Origin of the sequence: Paracoccus sp. Arc7-R13, from assembly GCF_004010775.1 — a bacterium.
Lineage (GTDB): Bacteria > Pseudomonadota > Alphaproteobacteria > Rhodobacterales > Rhodobacteraceae > Paracoccus > Paracoccus marcusii.
Genome location: NZ_CP034810.1, coordinates 1,769,184 through 1,786,344, shown reverse-complemented (window position 1 = coordinate 1,786,344; position 17,161 = coordinate 1,769,184). Strand labels below are relative to the sequence as shown.

Genomic DNA, 17,161 nt, shown 5'->3' with positions numbered 1-17,161 from the left:
TTGCGATGGGCGGGCCATGGCGGCGCGCCGCCGGGGGGTCCGGGGGGCTGGCCCCCCGGCACCTCGCGGGACGCAGATCAGCCCAGGCCCGCGGCCCGGAACCGGGCCCGGATGTCGGATTGCGGGCGCGCGCCCACATGGCCGATCACCTCGGAGGCCGCGATGATGCCCATGCGTCCCGCGACCTCCAGCGGATGCCCCGAGGCAAGGCCATAGATCAGCCCCGCCGCGAACTGATCGCCCGCCCCCGTCGCGTCCACCGGCACGACGCGCCGGACCGGCACCGTAACGCGCTCGCCACTCCGGATCAGGATCGCGTCGTCGCCCGACCGCGTGCAGATCACCGTGCCGCAATCCGCCTGTGCCAGGCGCAGCGCCTCTTCCAGATCCTCGACCTGGTACAGCGACTGCCATTCGTGGACGTTGCCGATCACGTAATCCATCGGACCCGCGACCAGGCGGCGGAAATCATCGCGGTGACGGTCCACGCAGAACGGGTCCGACAGCGCGATGCCCGCCTGTCCCCCCGCCGCGTGACAGCAGTCGGCGGCCTTCAGGAACGCGGCCTTCCCCTTGTCCTTGTCGAACAGATAGCCCTCCAGGAACAGCCAGCCCGCGCCGTCGAACACCTCGGGCGCGACATCCTCCGGCCCCAGCTCGGCCGAGATGCCCAGATAGGTGTTCATCGACCGCTCTCCGTCGGGCGTGACGAAGATGATCGTGCGCGAACTGGGAAGCCCCGCCCCCGCCACCGGCGCGTTCACAAAGCGCGTGCCCGCGGCCTCGGTCTGGCGGGCATAAAGCCGCCCGATCTCGTCATCGGCGACACTGCCGATGAAGGCCGTGCGCAAGCCCAGCCCGCCGATGCCCGCCAGCGTGTTCGCCACGCTGCCGCCCGCGACCATGCGCGCCTGGTCGCGGCGCGCCGAATGGTCGTCGGCCTGGGCGGCCATCAGGTATTCCGACCGCTCTCGGTCGACCAGCTGCATGATGCCCTTGGTGATGCCCAGGGCCTCCAGCCGCGCTTCCTCGGTCGGCGCGATGATGTCCATCACGGCATTGCCGATGCCGATGATATAGGGCCCAGTCCGGTCCGGGGTGGTCATGCGGTCTTCTCCTCATAGGGGCACAGGTCGCGGATCGGGCAGATGCCGCAGCGGGGTTTGCGCGCCTGGCAGACATAGCGCCCGTGCAGGATCAGCCAGTGATGCGCGTGCGTCTGGAACCGGACGGGGACGTTGTCCTCGATCGCGCGCTCGACCTCGTCGACGTCGCGGCCCGGGGCGATGCGGGTGCGGTTGCCCACCCGAAAGATATGCGTGTCGACCGCCTGCGCCGGATGGCCGAAGGCACAGGACAGCACGACATTGGCCGTCTTGCGCCCGACACCCGGCAGGCTGGTCAGGGCGGCGCGGCTGTCGGGCACCTGCCCGGCGTAATCGTCGACCAGGATGCGCGACAGGGCGATGACGTTCTTGGCCTTCTGACGATAAAGCCCGATGGTCCTGATATGCTCGGTCACGCCCTCGATGCCCAGTTCCAGCATCTTCTCGGGCGTGTCGGCCACCGCGAACAGGCCCCGCGTCGCGCGGTTCACGCTTACATCCGTCGCTTGCGCCGACAGCGCGACCGCCACGACCAGGGTGAAGGGGTTCACGAACAGCAGTTCGGTCTCGGGCGCCGGGTTCGCCTCGGCCAGGCGCGAAAAGATCGCAACCTGATCGGCAAAGGGCAACGGGGGCGGAATGCGACGCTGGATGGCCATGCCTGCTTGTGACCGCCGCCGCGCCCGTTTGCAAGCGCGCCCCGTCCCGGCGGGACACGGGCGGGTTTCTGCCGCGTTTCCAGTGGCCTCCACGAAACAGTGACTTTCCTTTGGCGCGGAACTGCGACAGCTTGCCACGCGTTGACGGCAGATCCCGGAATCGGTTCCACCAACCGCCGGGGCAGCCACGAACGCACCGGGTGCGGCACCAAGGCCCGCCCGCGACCCAAGGAAAGGGAGCCCGATGAACCTCCGCAAGACTTCGATCCTGGCCGTTTGTGGCCTGACCCTACTGGGCGCCTGCGCGCCCGCGATGACCGATACCGGCACCGGTGCCACCGGCCTCAGCCGCACCCAGCAGGGCGCGCTGGCCGGCGCCGCCGTGGGCGCGCTTTATGGCGGCACGCGTGACAGCGACAGCAACAACCAAGGCCGCGACGCCGCACGCGCCGCGATCATCGGTGCCGCCGCAGGTGCCGTGGCCGGCAACATCCTGGACCGCCAGGCAGCGGCGCTGGAACAGTCGATCAGCAACCCCAACGTGCAGATCGTCAACCGCGGCAGCTACCTGCAGGTCATCCTGCCGGAAGGCATCCTGTTCGCCACCGGATCGGCCGCCGTGTCCGGCCCGGCGCAGACCGACCTCTATGCCGTCGCGCGCAACCTGAACCAGTACCCGAACAGCCGGGTCGAGGTCGTGGGCCACACCGACAACACCGGCAGCGCCGCCCTGAACCAGGACCTGTCGCAGCGCCGCGCGCAATCGGTCGCGGGCATCCTGGCCGCCGCCGGCGTGGCATCGGGTCGCCTGTCGGCGCTTGGCGCCAGCTACAACCAGCCGATCGCATCGAACGATACCGCCGCGGGCCGCGCGCAGAACCGTCGCGTCGAGATCCTGATCCGCCCGACGCAGTAATCCTGCCGCATCGCGACCAGAGGCCGGGCCATTGCCCGGCCTCTTTGCATTGGCAGGGTCCGGTTCTAGGATGGCCTTCCAGAACCCCGGGATACCGCCATGTCCGACGCCGACAGCCCCTTCCAGCCCATCGACGCCGCCCGCCTGTCCGACGCCGTCGTGGCCCAGATCGAGGCCCTGATCCTGCAGGGCGTGCTGCGCCCCGGCGAACGCCTGCCGGGCGAACGCGAACTGGCCGAACGCATGGGCGTCAGCCGCCCTTCCCTGCGCGAGGCGCTGGCCACAATGCAGGCCGACGGGCTGCTGGTCACCCGACCGGGCGCGGGCGTCTTCGTGGCCGACGTGCTGGGCAGCGCGTTCTCTCCTGCCCTGGTCCGCCTGATCGCGCGCCATCCGCAGGCGGCCGACGACTATCTGACTTTCCGCAAGGACCTGGAAGGGCTGGCCGCCGAACGCGCCGCCATGGCCGCCGGAGAGACCGACCTGGCCGTGCTGGACCGCATCGTCCAGGCCATGCGCCATGCCCATGCCAGCCCCGATCCGCAGATCGAGGCCGCGCTGGACGCCGATCTTCATATGGCCATCGTGGAATCCAGCCACAACCTGATCGCGCTGCACCTGATGCGCGCGATGCAGGATCTGCTGCGCCAGGGCATGCTGTTCAACCGCCCGCGCATCTTTGCCAGCCCGGAACTGCGCGACCGCCTGCTGGACCAGCATATCGCGATCAACGATGCGCTGCAGGCCCGCGACGGCCCCCGCGCCCGTGCCGTACTGGAGGATCATCTGGACCTGGTCGCCCGCACCCTGACCGCGCAGCGGCGTGCCGACGATCACGCGGCCGTCGCACGGCTGCGCCTGCAGAACCGCCGCGCGCCATAGCAAAAAGGCCCCCGAAGGGGCCCTTTCGATCAGTCTTGGCCGGGTGTGGGACCGGGCGATCTCAGTTCAGGCGACGCGCCACGTCCTCGATGGCATCGTCGATGCCGGCCGAACGCTGTCCGGCGCGCACCTGGCCTGCCAGGATCTCGGCGGCGGCGGCGATGGACGCGGCGACCGCACGGTCGCGGACCGCACGCACGGCGTCGTTCTCGGCGCTGGCGATCTGGTCCTGGGCCGCCTGCAGGCGACGGTCGATCGACCGGGACAGATCCTCGCGTGCCGTGGCGGCCTGGGCCTCGGCCTCGCGCTTGGCGTTGGCGACGATCTGGTCGGCCTGCGTCTTGACCTCGCGCGAGCGACGCTCGTAGCTGGCATAGATCTCCTGCGCTTCCTCGCGCAGGCGACGGGCCTCGTCCAGGTCGTTGCGGATGCCCTCGGCGCGCTTGTCCAGCAGGCCGCCGATCAGGCCGGGGACCTTGAAGTAGACCAGCACCCCGATAAAGCCCAGGAAGGACAGCAGCACGATGAAGTCGGTGTTGCGCAGCGAGAAGAAACCGTAGTCGCCCGATGCGGCCATGGCGGGTCCGGCGCTGAACAAGATCAGCGTTGCGATCATGCGGTTCATTGCACGGCCCCTTTCATGCGCCCGTCCAGGGCTGCGCCCACGGTGGCGTCGTCGGCCTGGCCGCCGAAGGTGCGGACCAGTTCGGCGGTGACATCTTGTGCCACCTCGCGCGCGCTGACATCGGCGGATGCGCGGACCTCGCGGATGCGCGCCTCGGATTCGGCGGTGCGGGCGGCGATTTCGGCATCGGCCTTGGCGATCGCCTGGTCCAACTGCGCCTGGATCTCGGCACGGTTGCGGGCGACGATGGCCTGAGCCTCGGTGCGGGCATCGGCCAGCGCCTTGTCATAGGCAGCCTCGGCCTCGCGGGCCTTCAGCTTGAATTCTTCGGCGGCCATCAGATCGCCGGTGACGGCACCCTGACGGTCGGACAGAACGGCCGCGATCCGCGGCAGGGCCACGCGCGACAGGACCAGATAAAGGACCACCAGCGTGACGACCAGCCAGAAGATCTGGTTGCCGAACGTGGCGATATCCAGCTGCGGCAGGCCCGCGGCTTCGGCGGCGTGTCCGGCTGCATCGACCCCGTGGGTCGCGGCATCGGCGCCGTGGGTCGCGGCATCGTCGATGACGATCGCGCCCTCAGTGGTTTCGACCGCGGTGGTGGCGGCCTCTTGCAACAGGCTGAACATATCCTACCCCATGGCCTTGGAACGAACGAAGGGGCGGGGGACAGGCCCCCACCCCGCCGCAAGGATGGCCGTGGATCAGACCGCGAACATCAGCAGAAGCGCGACGAGGAACGAGAAGATCCCCAGTGCTTCGGCGAATGCCATGCCGATGAACAGCGTGGCGGTCTGGCCGGCAGCGGCCGACGGGTTGCGCAGGGCACCGGCCAGGAAGTTGCCGGCGACGTTGCCGACGCCCAGGGCGGCAAAGCCCATGCCGAACGCGGTCAGGCCGACGCCGATGTACTGGCCCAGTTCTGCGATATTGCCTTCCATGGTATTTCTCCTTGCGGTTGGAAGTTGGTCGATCTTGGTGGATGCGGACCCGATGCGGGACCGCGCAGGGGCTGCGAGGACCGTCGCGTCAGTGCGACGGGTGCAGCGCGTCCTTGAGGTAAACGCAGGTCAGGATGGTGAACACGTAGGCCTGGACGATGGCGACCAGCACCTCGAAGGCGTACATCCCGATGACCGCGATGATGGCGACAGGGGCGACGGCGGCGATGGCCGCGAAGCCCGCGAAAACCTTGATGACGGCGTGGCCGGCGATCATGTTGCCCGCAAGACGAATGGACAGCGACAGCGGACGCACGAAGTAGCTGATGACCTCGATCACGGCCAAGACCGGGCGCACGGCCAGCGGCGCCGAGCGCACCCAGAACAGGTCCAGGAAATGCGCGCCGTTCTTGACGAAGCCGATGATGGTGACGCCGAAGAACACCGCCAGCGCCAGAACGCCGGTGACGGCGATGTGCGAGGTCGTGGTGAAGGCCAGCGGCAGCAGGCCCAGCAGGTTCGCGAAAACCACGAACATGAACAGCGTCAGGATGTAGGGGAAATACCGCAGGCCATCCTTGCCGGCGATGTCCTCGATCATCTTGTGGACCAGGCCGTATGCCATCTCGGCGATGGACTGGGCGCGGTTCGGCACGATGGCGCGGCCGCGGGTGCCCAGCACCAGCAGCGCGATGGATGCCAGCGCCGTCAGCGCCAGCCACAGCGTCACGTTGGTGGGCGTGTACCACGCCACGGGCCCGTCACCGAACAGCGGCGAGACCACGAACTGGTCCATCGGGTGGAATTCAAGGCCGCCGCCAGTCGCTTCCGTCGCCACGATCAGTCCCTTTCGTCACGGTCCGGCCGTTCGCCGGATTTTTCGCCTTCCGGCGCGGGGCCGGATTTCCTGTCAAGCTCGGACGCGGTGCGCATCATGGATTTGACGCCAGCCGCAAGGCCGAGGAAGATGAACAGGACCATCAGGAAGGGCGTCGTGCCCATCAGATAGTCCAGCCCGTAACCGAACACGAAGCCCAGCCCCAGGCCGGTCACAAGTTCGATCACCATCCGCCAGGCAAGGTTTGCCTGTTCGTACTTTCCCATCGGGCCGGGGCCTTCGGGTTTTGGCGTCAGGGCGGCCAGCTTGGCCTCCAGTGCGCGCAGCCGGTCGGCATCCGCCGCCCTGTCCGCATCGCCCTGGGGTCTTTCGGCCATCTGTCACGCCCCTGACGTCGTTGGGCGCTGTCTAGGGGCAGACGCCCCCCAAGTCAAGCAACTGAGACCTGCCTGCAACGCATTGATCCACATTGTCTTTCTTCGATGACGGCAATCTTGCAATCCCGATCGCGCCGCGCCATCATTCAACCGCCCGGTTGACCATCGCCCTCCGCAGAAAGCCCCGCCATGACCCCGCCCACCCCGCCGGACCGGCTGGATCTGATCTTTGCGGCCCTGTCGGACCCGACGCGGCGTCGGGTGTTGTCGATGCTGCTGGAGGATGACATGGCGGTCAGCGACGTGGCCGATCCGTTCCAGGTCAGCCTTGCGGCGATCTCCAAGCATCTGGCGGTGCTTGCGGCCGCCGGCCTGATCCGGCAGGAGAGGCGCGGCCGGATCACCTGGTGCAAGCTGGACCCGGACGGGATGCGCCAGGCCTCGGTCTGGATGCAGGGGTTCGGGCAGTTCGACCCGGTGGACCTGGACGATTTCGAACGTTTTCTGAACGCCCAGCTGGGGGATGACGATGACCAAGACGCCTGACGTGCTGTGCATCGGCGCGATGCTGTGGGACGTGATCGGCCGCGCGCCGCGCCGCATGGCGCCGGGTGCCGACGTGCCGGGCCGCATTCGCCACCTGCCGGGCGGCGTGGCGCTGAACGTGGCTGTCGCATTGGCGCGGTGGGGCATGACACCGTCGGTCCTGTCCGCCGTGGGCCGCGATTCCGAGGGCGAGGGCCTGATCGCCGAGGCGCAGCGTCTTGGCGTGATGACCGAGCATCTGACGCGTGACGCGGGCCTGCCCACCGACTGCTATATGGCGATCGAGGACAGCGAGGGGCTGATCGCTGCCGTGGCCGACGCGTTGAGCCTGGAGCTGGCCGGCGCCGCGATCCTGGCGCCGCTGGACACCCTGCCCGCCTGGACCGGCCCCGTAGTCCTGGACGGCAACCTGACCGAGGAGCTGCTGGCCGCCATCGCGCGCGATCCGCGCCTGATGCGCGCCGACCTGCGCGTGGTGCCCGCCAGCCCCGGCAAGGCCGAACGCCTGGAGCCGCTGATCGCCGCGCGGCGCGGCTGCTTCTATCTGAACCGCCTTGAGGCCGAAATCCTGGCCGGACGCGCCTGCGCCAACGCGGCCCTGGCCGCCGAGGCGGTCGTGGCGCGCGGCGCCGCCCGCGTGTTGGTCACCGACGGCCCGAATCCCGCGGCCGAGGCGATCGCCGGAGGCCCCACGCTGACCCATCAGCCCCCCACCGTCACCGTGGAACGCGTGACCGGTGCGGGCGACTGCTTTCTTGCGGCCCATCTGGCCGCTGAACTCAAGGAAATGCCGCGCGACGCGGCGCTGCGGCAGGCCGTCAGGGCCTCGGCCGCGCATGTCTCCGGAAAGGACGTCCCGTGACCCACACTGCCCCCCTCACCTTCGCCCCCGAGGTTCGCGACGCGCTTGATCGCGGCCTGCCCGTGGTGGCGCTGGAATCGACGATCATCACCCATGGCATGCCATGGCCCCAGAACCTGGAGATGGCCGAGAAGGTCGAGGCCACCATCCGCGAGGGCGGCGCCGTCCCCGCGACCATCACCGTCATGGGCGGCCAGATCCATATCGGCCTGACGCCTGCGGCCCTGCGCGCCCTCGCGCAGACCCCGCCGGCGGACGCGATGAAGCTGAGCCGCGCCGACCTGGCCGTCTGCATCGCCAATGGCCGGACCGGCGCCACCACGGTCGCGGCCACCATGATCTGCGCGCAGCTGGCGGGCATCAAGGTCTTCGCCACCGGCGGAATCGGCGGCGTCCATCGCGGGGCCGAGGACAGCTTCGACATTTCGGCCGACCTGCAGGAGCTGGCGCAGACCGCCGTGACGGTCGTGGCCGCAGGCGCCAAGGCCATCCTGGACCTGCCCAAGACCTGGGAAGTGCTGGAGACCCTGGGTGTGCCGGTCATCGCCTATGGCCAGGACGAGCTGCCGGCCTTCTGGTCGCGCGCCTCGGGCATCCGCGCGCCGCTGCGCATGGACAGCCCCGAGGAGATTGCCGCCGCCGCCGCGATGCGCGCGGCCCTGGGCCTCAAGGGTGGCCAGCTGGTCGCGAACCCGATCCCGGTCGAGGCCGAGATCCCGCAGGACCAGATCATGCCCGTGATCGAACAGGCCTTGTCCGAGGCCGCGGCCCAAGGCATCGCCGCCAAGGCCGTGACGCCCTTCCTGTTGTCGCGCATCTTCGAACTGACCCAAGGTCGCTCGCTGGAAAGCAACATCGAACTGGTGCTGAACAACGCGCGGCTGGCGGCGCGCATCGCCGCCGCGATGGCCTAGACCACGCGCTGCGCCGGGAACAGGGCCGCCAGATCGAAGCTGTCGGCCCTGTTCAGCTTGTCGGCATGGTCGGACAGGAAGGTGTCGGCGGCCTGCTGGCCCGCCGCCTTCATCGCCGCCAGAAGGCCCGGGCGCGGCATCAGCTTGGAGCGCGCCGACAGGTCGGTCATTAGCTTGTCGTCGTCGATCAGGTGGATCAGCACGTTCTTCATCGCGTCGCCGTCCATCTTGCCCTGGGCGAACAGGCGCTTGACGAAATTGATGGCGCGCAGCTGATTCATCAGGCTGCTGTTGAAGCTGACCTCGTTCACGCGGTCCGATATCTCTACCGGGGTGCGGGGCAGCACCTCGCGCATCAGCGGGTTGATCGCCACGATCAGGATGTCGCGGGGCAGGCTTGCGCGATACAGCGGGAACAGCGCCGGGTTGCCCGCATAGCCGCCGTCCCAATAGGCCTCGATGCGCCCGGTGTCGCTGTCGTGGATCTCGACCGCGCGGAACAACGTCGGCAGGCAGGCCGAGGCCATCACCGCATCGACCGTCGCCTGGCCACCGGTGAAGACCTTGATGCGGCCCGTGCGGACGTTCGTGGCAGCGACATACAGGTCCGGCCCCCGATCGCAGGTGAAATCGGCCCAAGGCAGGTCGCGCAGCAGCGATTCCAGCGGGTTGACGTAGAACGGGCCGTAATCATAGGGGCTGAACAGCCGCGTCAGGTTGTCCATCCAGGCGGCCGGGGACACCATCTCGGTCCAGCGCTGCATGCCGCGGGACATGGGCATCACCGACTGCGTCCAGCGCACCACGCGGTTGTCGCTTTTCGATCCGACCTGCATCCACAGGGCATCCAGGTTCTCGCGCGCGGCACGCCGCCCGGCCAGGCCCTTGCCCGCCGCCAGCCCCGCCTTGAGCGCCGCGCCATTCAGCGCCCCGGCCGAAGTGCCGCTGATCGCCGCGAATTCCAGCCACTCCTCCTCCAGCAGGCGGTCGAGGACGCCCCAGGTAAAGGCCCCATGCGCGCCGCCGCCCTGCAGGGCCAGATTGATGCGTTTGATCTCCATGGCCCGCCCCTTGTTCATGATGCAGTCGCAGCATCATACAAAGGTCCGATATCATGGCAAGTTCCGCGCCGATGCCGCGCTGCGGCATCACGCCCAGCCTTCGGGCCCCTGCGCCATCGCGGTGCCATAGCGCGCGCCATGCGCCCACCCGGCGGGCAGGATCGCGTCGATCCGGGCCAGCTGGTCGGCGCTCAGCGACAGGCCCGCGCCGCGGGCGATCTGACGCCAATGCTCCAGGCTGCGCGATCCGGGCAGCGCGATGACATGCGGCGCGCGCGACAGCACCCATGCGATCGCCACGGCCGCCGGGCTTTCGCCCTGATCGCGCGCCCAGTCCGCAAAGGCCCGCAACCGCGGCAGGTTGCGCGCCCAGGTGTCGACCTGAAACCGCGGCATGCCGGCGCGCAGATCGCCCGGCGCAAAGCCCGCCGGGTCCGGCGGCACATCGGCAAAGACCCCCCGCCCAACCGGAGAGAACGCAACCAGCGCCGCCCCGTGACGCGCGCAGGCATCGACCATGCCCAGTTCGACCTGGCGCGACCACAGCGAATATTCCGACTGCACGGCGGCCACCGGACCGATGGCGCAGGCGCGTTCCAGCGTGGACGGCGCCACCTCGGACAGGCCGACGGCGCCGATCTTGCCCTCGTCGCGCAGGCGCATCAGCGTCTCCATCGCCTCCTCGACCGGGCGTGCGGCCTCGCGGCGGTGCAGATAGTAGAGGTCGATCCGCTCGACCCCCATGCGGTGCAGCGACCGCTCCAGCGCGGCGCGCAGATAGGCGGGCGAATTGTCGAAGGGATGGTCCGGATTGCGGGTGATGCCCGCCTTGCTGGCGATCGTCACGCGGCCCCGGTGGCGCGTCAGGACCGGGGCCAGCATCTCCTCGGCCCCGCCCGCGCCATAGACGTCGGAGGTGTCGATATGGTCGATCCCCATGTCGATGCAGGCGTCGAACACCCGCTGGCTCTCCGCCGCGTCAGCCGCGCCATAGGTGCCTTGAAAGTTCATCGTCCCCAGGGCCACGGCCCCGACCAGGGGACCGCCCTGCCCCAGCTGGCGCCGTGCGATCACTCGGCGTTGGCCTCGGCGCGGCTTTTCCCGGCCACGTCCAGGGCCAGGGTCGCGGCCATGAAGCGGTCCAAGTCGCCGTCCAGCACGCCCTGGGTGTCGCTGGTCTCCTCGCTGGTGCGCAGGTCCTTGACCATCTGATAGGGGTGCAGGACATAGCTGCGGATCTGGTTGCCCCAGCCCGCATCGCCCTTGGCGGCATGCTGGGCGTTCACCTCCGCGTTGCGGCGGTCCAGCTCCATCTGGTACAGGCGCGCCTTCAGCGCGGCCATGGCGTTGGCGCGGTTCTGGTGCTGGGATTTTTCCGACGACGTGACGACGATGTTGGTGGGCAGGTGGGTGATCCGCACGGCGGAATCCGTGGTGTTCACGTGCTGACCGCCAGCACCCGACGACCGATAGGTGTCGATGCGGATGTCCCGGTCGGGAATGTCGATCTCGATGTTGTCGTCGACCACCGGATAGACCCAGACGCTGCTGAACGAGGTGTGCCGCCGCGCCGCGCTGTCATAGGGGCTGATGCGCACCAGCCGGTGCACGCCCGATTCCGATTTCAGCCAGCCATAGGCGTTGTGCCCGCTGACCTTGTAGGCGGCGCTGCGGATACCGGTCTCCTCGCCCTGCGTCTCGGACAGCAGCTCGACCTCGTATCCCTTCTTCTCGGCCCAACGCACGTACATGCGCGCCAGCATCGACGCCCAGTCGCAGCTTTCCGTGCCGCCCGCGCCCGCGTTGATCTCCAGGAAGGTGTCGTTGCCGTCAGCCTCGCCGTTCAGAAGCGCCTCCAGTTCCTTCTGGGCGGCCATCTTGGCCAGCGCCTTGAGGTTGCCCTCGGCCTCGGACACCAGTTCGGCGTCGCCCTCCTCCTCGGCCAGCTCGATCATCTCGGCATTGGCCGACAGGTCGCCCTCGATCCGGCGATAGGTCTCAATGGCGTCCGACAGCGACTGCCGCTCGCGCATCAGCTTCTGCGCGCGGGCCGGGTCCGACCACAGGTCGCCATCCTCGATCATGGCGTTCATCTCTTCCAGGCGATGCGGCGCGGTGGTCCAGTCCAGGCGCTGGCCCAGCAGGGTCAGGGAACGGCGGATGGCCTCGATGGTGGACTGCGTCTCGGCGCGCATGGGCGGATTCCTTCGGTCAGGCGTCAGGTCCGGGGTGATACCGCGAAGGCCGCCCTTGGGCAAGACCGGCACGGCCCTACGCCACGCCCGCTGCGCCATGCACCCACCGGTCCCGCTCCGGACGCCCCCCGTGACACCTCATCGTCACCGCGATGGGCGGGGGGTGCGGGGGGCAGCAAGCCCCCCGCCCGTCGCGGGACGCAAACGGGCGCGCGGCCTCAGTACAGCCCGCCCGACGACATGGTGCCGAAATCGGTCCGCCCCGGAATGACCCGCCTCTCGCCGGTCGAGGTCGTGATCGCCTGCCCCCCACCGCTGGCCCCGGCTTCCCAGGGCAGGATCACCACCTCGTCGCCAAACCCCGACACGACATAGGGTGTCAGCCAGTCGGGATCGGTGCCGTCGCGGAAATACTCGGCGATGACGTTCGGGCCGCTGGCATCGTCCGGCAAGCGCTGGCCGGTGATGCGGTCGATCTTGACCCAATAGCCGCCCGGCGGGACGGTGAACTCCGTCCCGCCATACTCGGCCACGGCCTCGCGCATGAAGGCGTTGAAGACCGGAACGCACAGCGTCCCCCCATAGGCCCGTTCGCCCAGCGAACGCGGCTGGTCATAGCCCAGATAGCAACCCGCCACGATGTTGCTGGAATAGCCGATGAACCACACGTCCTTGGCATCGTTGGTCGTGCCGGTCTTGCCCGCGATCGGCACGGGCAGATCGACGCCCGACCCCGAACCGCGCTCGACCGCGCCCTCCAGCATCGAGGTCAGTTGATAGGCCGTGACCGCGTCCATCACGCGTTCGCGGTTGGTGTCGATCACCGGCGCCTGCCCGGCGGGCATGGCCTGCATCGCGCAGGTCTCGCAGACGCGCTGGTCGTGGCGATAGACGGTGCGCCCGCGGCGGTCCTGGACACGGTCGACCAGCGTGGGCTCAACCCGCTCGCCGCCGTTGGCGAACATCGCATAGGCGGCGACCATCTTGAACAGCGTCGTCTCCTGCGCGCCCAGGGCGTTGGCCAGGAACGGCGCAAGCGTGTCATAGACGCCGAAATCCTCGGCATACTTGGCGACCCGATCCATGCCGATGTCATCCGCGATGCGGATGGTCATCAGGTTGCGCGACTGCTCGATGCCCGTCCGCAGCGGCGTCGGCCCGTAATGGCGCCCCGACGAGTTCTGCGGTTCCCACAGGCCCTGGGGCGTGTTGATGCGGATCGGCTCGTCCACGACGATGGTTGCGGGGGTATAGTTGTTGTCCAGCGCCGCGGCGTAGACGAAGGGCTTGAAGGACGATCCCGGCTGGCGCTGCGCCTGCGTGGCACGGTTGAAGACGCTGCTCTCGTACGAGAACCCGCCCTGCATCGCCAGGACGCGGCCGGTATTGACGTCCATCGCCATGAAACCGCCCTGCACCTCGGGCACCTGGCGCAGGCTCCAGCGGTTGAAATCGGCACCATCCATCATGGCGCGGACCAGGACCACGTCGCCCACCTGCACCAGATCGCCCGCAACCTGCGCGCGCGGTCCCAGCGTGCGCGTCTCGCGGTCCAGGGGCCGGGCCCATTGCACGTCGGATGCGGGGATCCAGTGACCGTCGGTGTCCTCCTCGATCCCCTCGATGCCGATGCGGGCGTCGGATGCCCCGACCTCCAGCACCACGGCCGGGTGCCAGCCCGGAATGTCGCGCGGCAGGCGCAGGTCCCACAGCGCGCCGCGCCAGCTGGCCTCGTCGGTCAGCAGTCCGGCCTCGATCACCTCTCCGGTGCCGCGCCAGACGCCGCGGTTGCGGTCGTAATCCTCCAGCGCGGTCTGCAGCGCGCTTGCAGCCTCCGACTGTAGGTCGGGATCGACGGTCGCGCGGATGGTCAGCCCCCCGCCAAAGAATTCCTCCTGGCCGAACTCCAGGCTCAGCTGGCGGCGGATCTCGTCGGTGAAATAGTCGCGCGGTGGCAGCGCACGGCGGAACGACGGATAGTCCCCGTTCTGTACCGACCGCAGCGGCAGCTTGGCCTCGGCCTCATAGGTGGCCTCGTCGATGAAGCCGTTCTGCCACATCTCGCGCAGGACATAGTTGCGCCGTTCGGTCACGCGCTCCTTGGCGGTCACGGGGTGATAGCGGCCGGGCGCCTGCGGCATGGCGGCCAGCATCGCGGCCTCGTGCGGCGCCAGTTCGGACAGCGACTTGTTGAAATAGGTCTGGGCCGCGGCGGCCACGCCGAAGCTGTTCTGACCCAGAAAGATCTCGTTCAGGTACAGTTCTAGGATCTGGTCCTTGGACAGGCTGCGTTCCAGCCGCGCGGCCAGGATCAGCTCCTTGACCTTGCGTTCCACGCTGCGGTCGCTGGACAGAAGGAAGTTCTTCATCACCTGCTGGGTGATCGTGGACGCGCCGCGCACGCTGGACCCGCCAGAGACCGCGGCCTCGAAGGCGGCGGACAGGATGCCGCGCAGGTCATAGCCCGGATGGCTGTAGAAGTTCTTGTCCTCGGCGCTGACGAAGGCCTGCTTGATCAGGTCGGGCACCTCGTCGATGGGCACGAAGATGCGGCGCTCCTCGGCGAACTCGTCGATCAGCTGGCCTTCGGCGGAATAGATGCGGCTGATGGTCTTGGGCGAATACTGGGCCAGCGTCTCGTGGCTAGGCAGGTCGCGCGAATAGATCCAGAAGATGCCGCCGACGGTCAGGACCGCAAAGAACACCCCGGTGACCACCCAGGAAAAGATCGCACCGAAGAAAGACAGGATGGGTCGCAGCACGGGGTCAGCCTTTGTCGGGGTTTCGCCGCGTCTATAACGGCCACGGGTCCCCCGGTCAAAGCAACACTGGGTGTGTCAGTGACGAAGCAGTCCCGCGCGCGCCTGTTCGTCGCGCCACCAGCCGGTCGTGGCCTCGGCCACGGCCTCGACCATGCGGGCGCGCCATTCGGGGTCGGTCAGGTTCGCAAGGTCCGTCTGGTCCGAGATGAACCCCAGTTCCAGCAGGACCGACGCGATGTCGGGCGATTTCAGCACCGAAAACGCCGCCCCCTGCACCGGCCGCCCGTGCAGCCCGATCCCCCGCAGCGCCATGCGCGAGGTCAGCAGCCGCGCGAAGGCCTCGGACCGGGGCTGGGTGTCGGTGCGCGCGAAATCCATCAGCACCGTGGCCAGCGCGTCGTCCTGGCCGCGCAGGTCCATCCCCGCCAGCAGGTCATCGCGCTGATGGCGCATCGTCAGCTGCTGGCCCGCCCGCGTGTCGGACGAACTGTTCCAGACATAGACCGTGGCCCCCGCCGCCTGCCCCTGCGGCAGCGCATCGGCATGCAGCGACAGCAGTAGGTGGGACCCCGACTGCCGCGCCGCGGTCATCCGGTCCTCCAGCTTGACATAGACGTCGCTGTCGCGGGTCATCGTGACCGTCACGCCCCGCGCCTCCAGGGCGGTGCGCAGCTCCTGCGCGAATGTCAGGACCAGCGCGGCCTCGGTATCGGGGCCCGCCTGCGCGCCGGGGTCGAAGCCGCCGTGGCCGGGGTCCAGCGTCACCGCCAGCCCCGTCGCGGTGGCGGGCGGTGGCAGGTCCGCCGGATCGGGCAGGTTGCGCAGCGCCGCCGCGGCCGACGGGCGCGGCGCGAAATCCTCGGGCGCTACGGGGTTCAGGGCGATGCGCAGCCGCGCCTCGGCCCCCTGGGTGCGCATCCCGGCCTCGGCCACGCGGAACGGCCCCGGCAGTTCGATCACCATCCGCGACCAGCCGCGCCGAAAGCTGCCCCACCGGATCGCAGGCGCCAGGTCCTGTCCGAACAGGTCGGCAGGGCTGCGGCCGCTCAGGTCGACGCCCTGCAGATCGACGACCAGGCGTGCGGGATCGCCGACCAGGAATGTCCGCCACGGCACCGGGCGGTCCAGCGCCAGCGACAGCTCCAGCGGCTGCGGGCCAAAGGCGCGGTGCCACCAGCCCTGCGGCGCCTGCGTCAGGGACGACCCGCCCAGGATCAGCCGTGCCGGATCCTGGGCCTGGACCGGCCCCGCCAGCAGCAGCAGGATCAGCAGCAGAAGCCTCATCTGGCCGCCATGAAGGCCGTCAGCCGGGCCAGGCCCTCGGCGATGTCCGCCGTTGCGCGGGCATAGGAAAAGCGCAGCGTGCGCGCGCCGCGGTCGGGGTCGAAGTCCAGCCCCGGCGTCACGGCGACGCCCGCCTTGTCCAGGATCTCGGCCGCAAAGGCCACGGAATCGTCGGTCAGGTGCGACACGTCGGCATAGATGTAGAACGCGCCCTCGGGCGGGGCGATGCGGTCAAAGCCCGCGCGCGGCAGCCCCTCCAGCATCAGGCGGCGGTTCTCGGCATAGACGGCGCGGTTGGCCTCGGCCTCGGGGATGCAGTCCAGCGCGGCCAGGGCCGCCACCTGGCTGGCATGGGGCGGACAGATGAACAGGTTCTGGGCCAGACGCTCGACCGTGCGCACCATATCGGGCGGCACGACCATCCATCCGACCCGCCACCCTGTCATGGAAAAGTATTTGCTGAAGGAGTTTACGACCAGAACCTCATCCGTCACCTCAAGCGCGGAATGGCAGCGGTCGGCATAGGACAGCCCGTGATAGATCTCGTCCGATATCACCGCCATGCCCCGCGCGGCAGCGGCCTGGGTCAGGCCCGCCAGCTCCGGCACGGTCAGCACCGTCCCTGACGGATTGCCCGGAGAGGCAAGGATCAGCCCCTGCACGTCGTCGGGCAGATCGTCGGGCCGGGGCTGATAGCGGTCCTCGGGGCGGGTCGGGATGCCGACCGGGGTCAGCGACATCGCGCGCAGGATCTGGCGATAGCTGGGATAGCCCGGATAGCCCATCGCCACCCTGTCGCCCGCATCGAACAGCGCAGAAAAGGCCAGGATGAAGGCCCCGCTGCTGCCCGGCGTCACGACGACCCGCGCAGGGTCCAGATCGACCCCGTACCAGCGGCGATAGAGGTCCGCGATCCCCTGTCGCAGCGCGGGCAGGCCCAGGGCCACAGTATATCCCAAAGGCTGTTCCAGCGCCTGCGCCAGCGCCTGTCGCGCGCCCAGGGGGGCGGGGGTGCCGGGCTGGCCGACCTCCATGTGGATGACATGGCGACCTGCCGCCTCGGCCCGGGCGGCCGCCTCCATCACGTCCATCACGATGAACGGGTCAACCTGTCCGCGCAGGGAGTGTCGCATTCGCTCGGCCTCATTTTTGCCTTGTGATAGCGCGGGACGGCGGCACGCTCCAGCCTT

Annotated in this window: 18 protein-coding genes; 5 read left to right on the top strand and 13 right to left on the bottom strand. The window is 69.0% G+C overall.

What is annotated here, in order from left to right; all coding sequences use genetic code 11:
• Positions 1–77: 77 nt before the first annotated feature.
• Together EOJ32_RS08860 and nth are read right to left on the bottom strand one after the other, a co-directional pair.
• Positions 78–1,106 carry an adenosine kinase gene (locus EOJ32_RS08860; protein ID WP_127898307.1) on the bottom strand — a complete coding sequence of 343 codons (1,029 nt, stop codon included), beginning with the start codon at positions 1,104–1,106 and terminating at the stop codon, positions 78–80.
• On the bottom strand, positions 1,103–1,765 hold the full coding sequence (nth, locus tag EOJ32_RS08855) for an endonuclease III (protein ID WP_127898306.1): 663 nt from the start codon (positions 1,763–1,765) through the stop codon (positions 1,103–1,105). Before nth ends, EOJ32_RS08860 begins: the two co-directional genes overlap by 4 nt.
• Before the next feature lie 244 nt (positions 1,766–2,009).
• Here nth and EOJ32_RS08850 point away from each other — a divergent pair, with 244 nt between their 5' ends.
• Both EOJ32_RS08850 and EOJ32_RS08845 read left to right on the top strand, forming a co-directional pair.
• Positions 2,010–2,681, top strand: a complete 672-nt coding sequence (locus EOJ32_RS08850) for an OmpA family protein (protein WP_127898305.1) — start codon at positions 2,010–2,012, stop codon at positions 2,679–2,681.
• 99 nt (positions 2,682–2,780) lie between these two features.
• Positions 2,781–3,563 carry a FadR/GntR family transcriptional regulator gene (locus tag EOJ32_RS08845; RefSeq protein WP_127898304.1) on the top strand — a complete coding sequence of 261 codons (783 nt, stop codon included), beginning with the start codon at positions 2,781–2,783 and terminating at the stop codon, positions 3,561–3,563.
• A gap of 61 nt (positions 3,564–3,624) precedes the next feature.
• On the opposite strand, the gene EOJ32_RS08840 is transcribed toward EOJ32_RS08845, so the two are convergent.
• The 5 genes from EOJ32_RS08840 to EOJ32_RS08820 form a co-directional block, all read right to left on the bottom strand.
• Entirely contained in the window at positions 3,625–4,188 is a 564-nt protein-coding gene (locus tag EOJ32_RS08840) for a F0F1 ATP synthase subunit B (RefSeq protein WP_045999388.1), read from the bottom strand.
• Positions 4,185–4,820 (bottom strand): F0F1 ATP synthase subunit B', encoded by a 636-nt coding sequence (locus EOJ32_RS08835; protein ID WP_084693672.1) that lies wholly within the window; start codon positions 4,818–4,820, stop codon positions 4,185–4,187. Before EOJ32_RS08835 ends, EOJ32_RS08840 begins: the two co-directional genes overlap by 4 nt.
• 75 nt (positions 4,821–4,895) lie before the next feature.
• Positions 4,896–5,132, bottom strand: coding sequence for a F0F1 ATP synthase subunit C (locus tag EOJ32_RS08830; RefSeq protein WP_022707390.1), 237 nt, complete (start codon positions 5,130–5,132; stop codon positions 4,896–4,898).
• A gap of 88 nt (positions 5,133–5,220) precedes the next feature.
• Entirely contained in the window at positions 5,221–5,970 is a 750-nt protein-coding gene (locus tag EOJ32_RS08825; RefSeq protein WP_045999389.1) for a F0F1 ATP synthase subunit A, read from the bottom strand.
• A 2-nt stretch (positions 5,971–5,972) separates the two neighbouring features.
• Positions 5,973–6,347: an AtpZ/AtpI family protein gene (locus tag EOJ32_RS08820; protein WP_045999390.1), complete on the bottom strand. Its 375-nt coding sequence runs from the start codon at positions 6,345–6,347 to the stop codon at positions 5,973–5,975.
• A 189-nt stretch (positions 6,348–6,536) separates the two neighbouring features.
• Here EOJ32_RS08820 and EOJ32_RS08815 point away from each other — a divergent pair, with 189 nt between their 5' ends.
• The 3 genes from EOJ32_RS08815 to EOJ32_RS08805 are packed head-to-tail and all read left to right on the top strand — an operon-like array spanning position 6,537 to position 8,669.
• On the top strand, positions 6,537–6,893 hold the full coding sequence (locus tag EOJ32_RS08815; RefSeq protein ID WP_045999391.1) for a helix-turn-helix transcriptional regulator: 357 nt from the start codon (positions 6,537–6,539) through the stop codon (positions 6,891–6,893).
• Positions 6,877–7,755 (top strand): PfkB family carbohydrate kinase, encoded by an 879-nt coding sequence (locus tag EOJ32_RS08810; protein WP_127898303.1) that lies wholly within the window; start codon positions 6,877–6,879, stop codon positions 7,753–7,755. Before EOJ32_RS08815 ends, EOJ32_RS08810 begins: the two co-directional genes overlap by 17 nt.
• A complete protein-coding gene (locus tag EOJ32_RS08805; RefSeq protein ID WP_127898302.1) occupies positions 7,752–8,669 on the top strand; it encodes a pseudouridine-5'-phosphate glycosidase in 918 nt (305 codons plus the stop codon). The genes EOJ32_RS08810 and EOJ32_RS08805 overlap by 4 nt, the downstream gene beginning before the upstream one ends.
• Here the strand turns inward: EOJ32_RS08805 and EOJ32_RS08800 are convergent.
• The 6 genes from EOJ32_RS08800 to EOJ32_RS08775 all read right to left on the bottom strand — a co-directional run bounded on the left by EOJ32_RS08800 (position 8,666) and on the right by EOJ32_RS08775 (position 17,104).
• Positions 8,666–9,730 carry a patatin-like phospholipase family protein gene (locus tag EOJ32_RS08800; protein ID WP_045999393.1) on the bottom strand — a complete coding sequence of 355 codons (1,065 nt, stop codon included), beginning with the start codon at positions 9,728–9,730 and terminating at the stop codon, positions 8,666–8,668. The genes EOJ32_RS08805 and EOJ32_RS08800 overlap by 4 nt on opposite strands.
• Positions 9,731–9,817: 87 nt before the next feature.
• Entirely contained in the window at positions 9,818–10,804 is a 987-nt protein-coding gene (locus EOJ32_RS08795) for an aldo/keto reductase (protein WP_127898301.1), read from the bottom strand.
• A complete protein-coding gene (gene prfB / locus EOJ32_RS08790; protein ID WP_045999394.1) occupies positions 10,801–11,925 on the bottom strand; it encodes a peptide chain release factor 2 in 1,125 nt (374 codons plus the stop codon). Before prfB ends, EOJ32_RS08795 begins: the two co-directional genes overlap by 4 nt.
• Before the next feature lie 218 nt (positions 11,926–12,143).
• Positions 12,144–14,687: a penicillin-binding protein 1A gene (locus EOJ32_RS08785; RefSeq protein WP_127898300.1), complete on the bottom strand. Its 2,544-nt coding sequence runs from the start codon at positions 14,685–14,687 to the stop codon at positions 12,144–12,146.
• 75 nt (positions 14,688–14,762) lie between these two features.
• Positions 14,763–15,971 carry an N-acetylmuramoyl-L-alanine amidase gene (locus EOJ32_RS08780; RefSeq protein WP_127898299.1) on the bottom strand — a complete coding sequence of 403 codons (1,209 nt, stop codon included), beginning with the start codon at positions 15,969–15,971 and terminating at the stop codon, positions 14,763–14,765.
• On the bottom strand, positions 15,968–17,104 hold the full coding sequence (locus EOJ32_RS08775) for a pyridoxal phosphate-dependent aminotransferase (protein WP_127898298.1): 1,137 nt from the start codon (positions 17,102–17,104) through the stop codon (positions 15,968–15,970). Before EOJ32_RS08775 ends, EOJ32_RS08780 begins: the two co-directional genes overlap by 4 nt.
• Between the last annotated feature and the right edge of the window lie 57 nt (positions 17,105–17,161).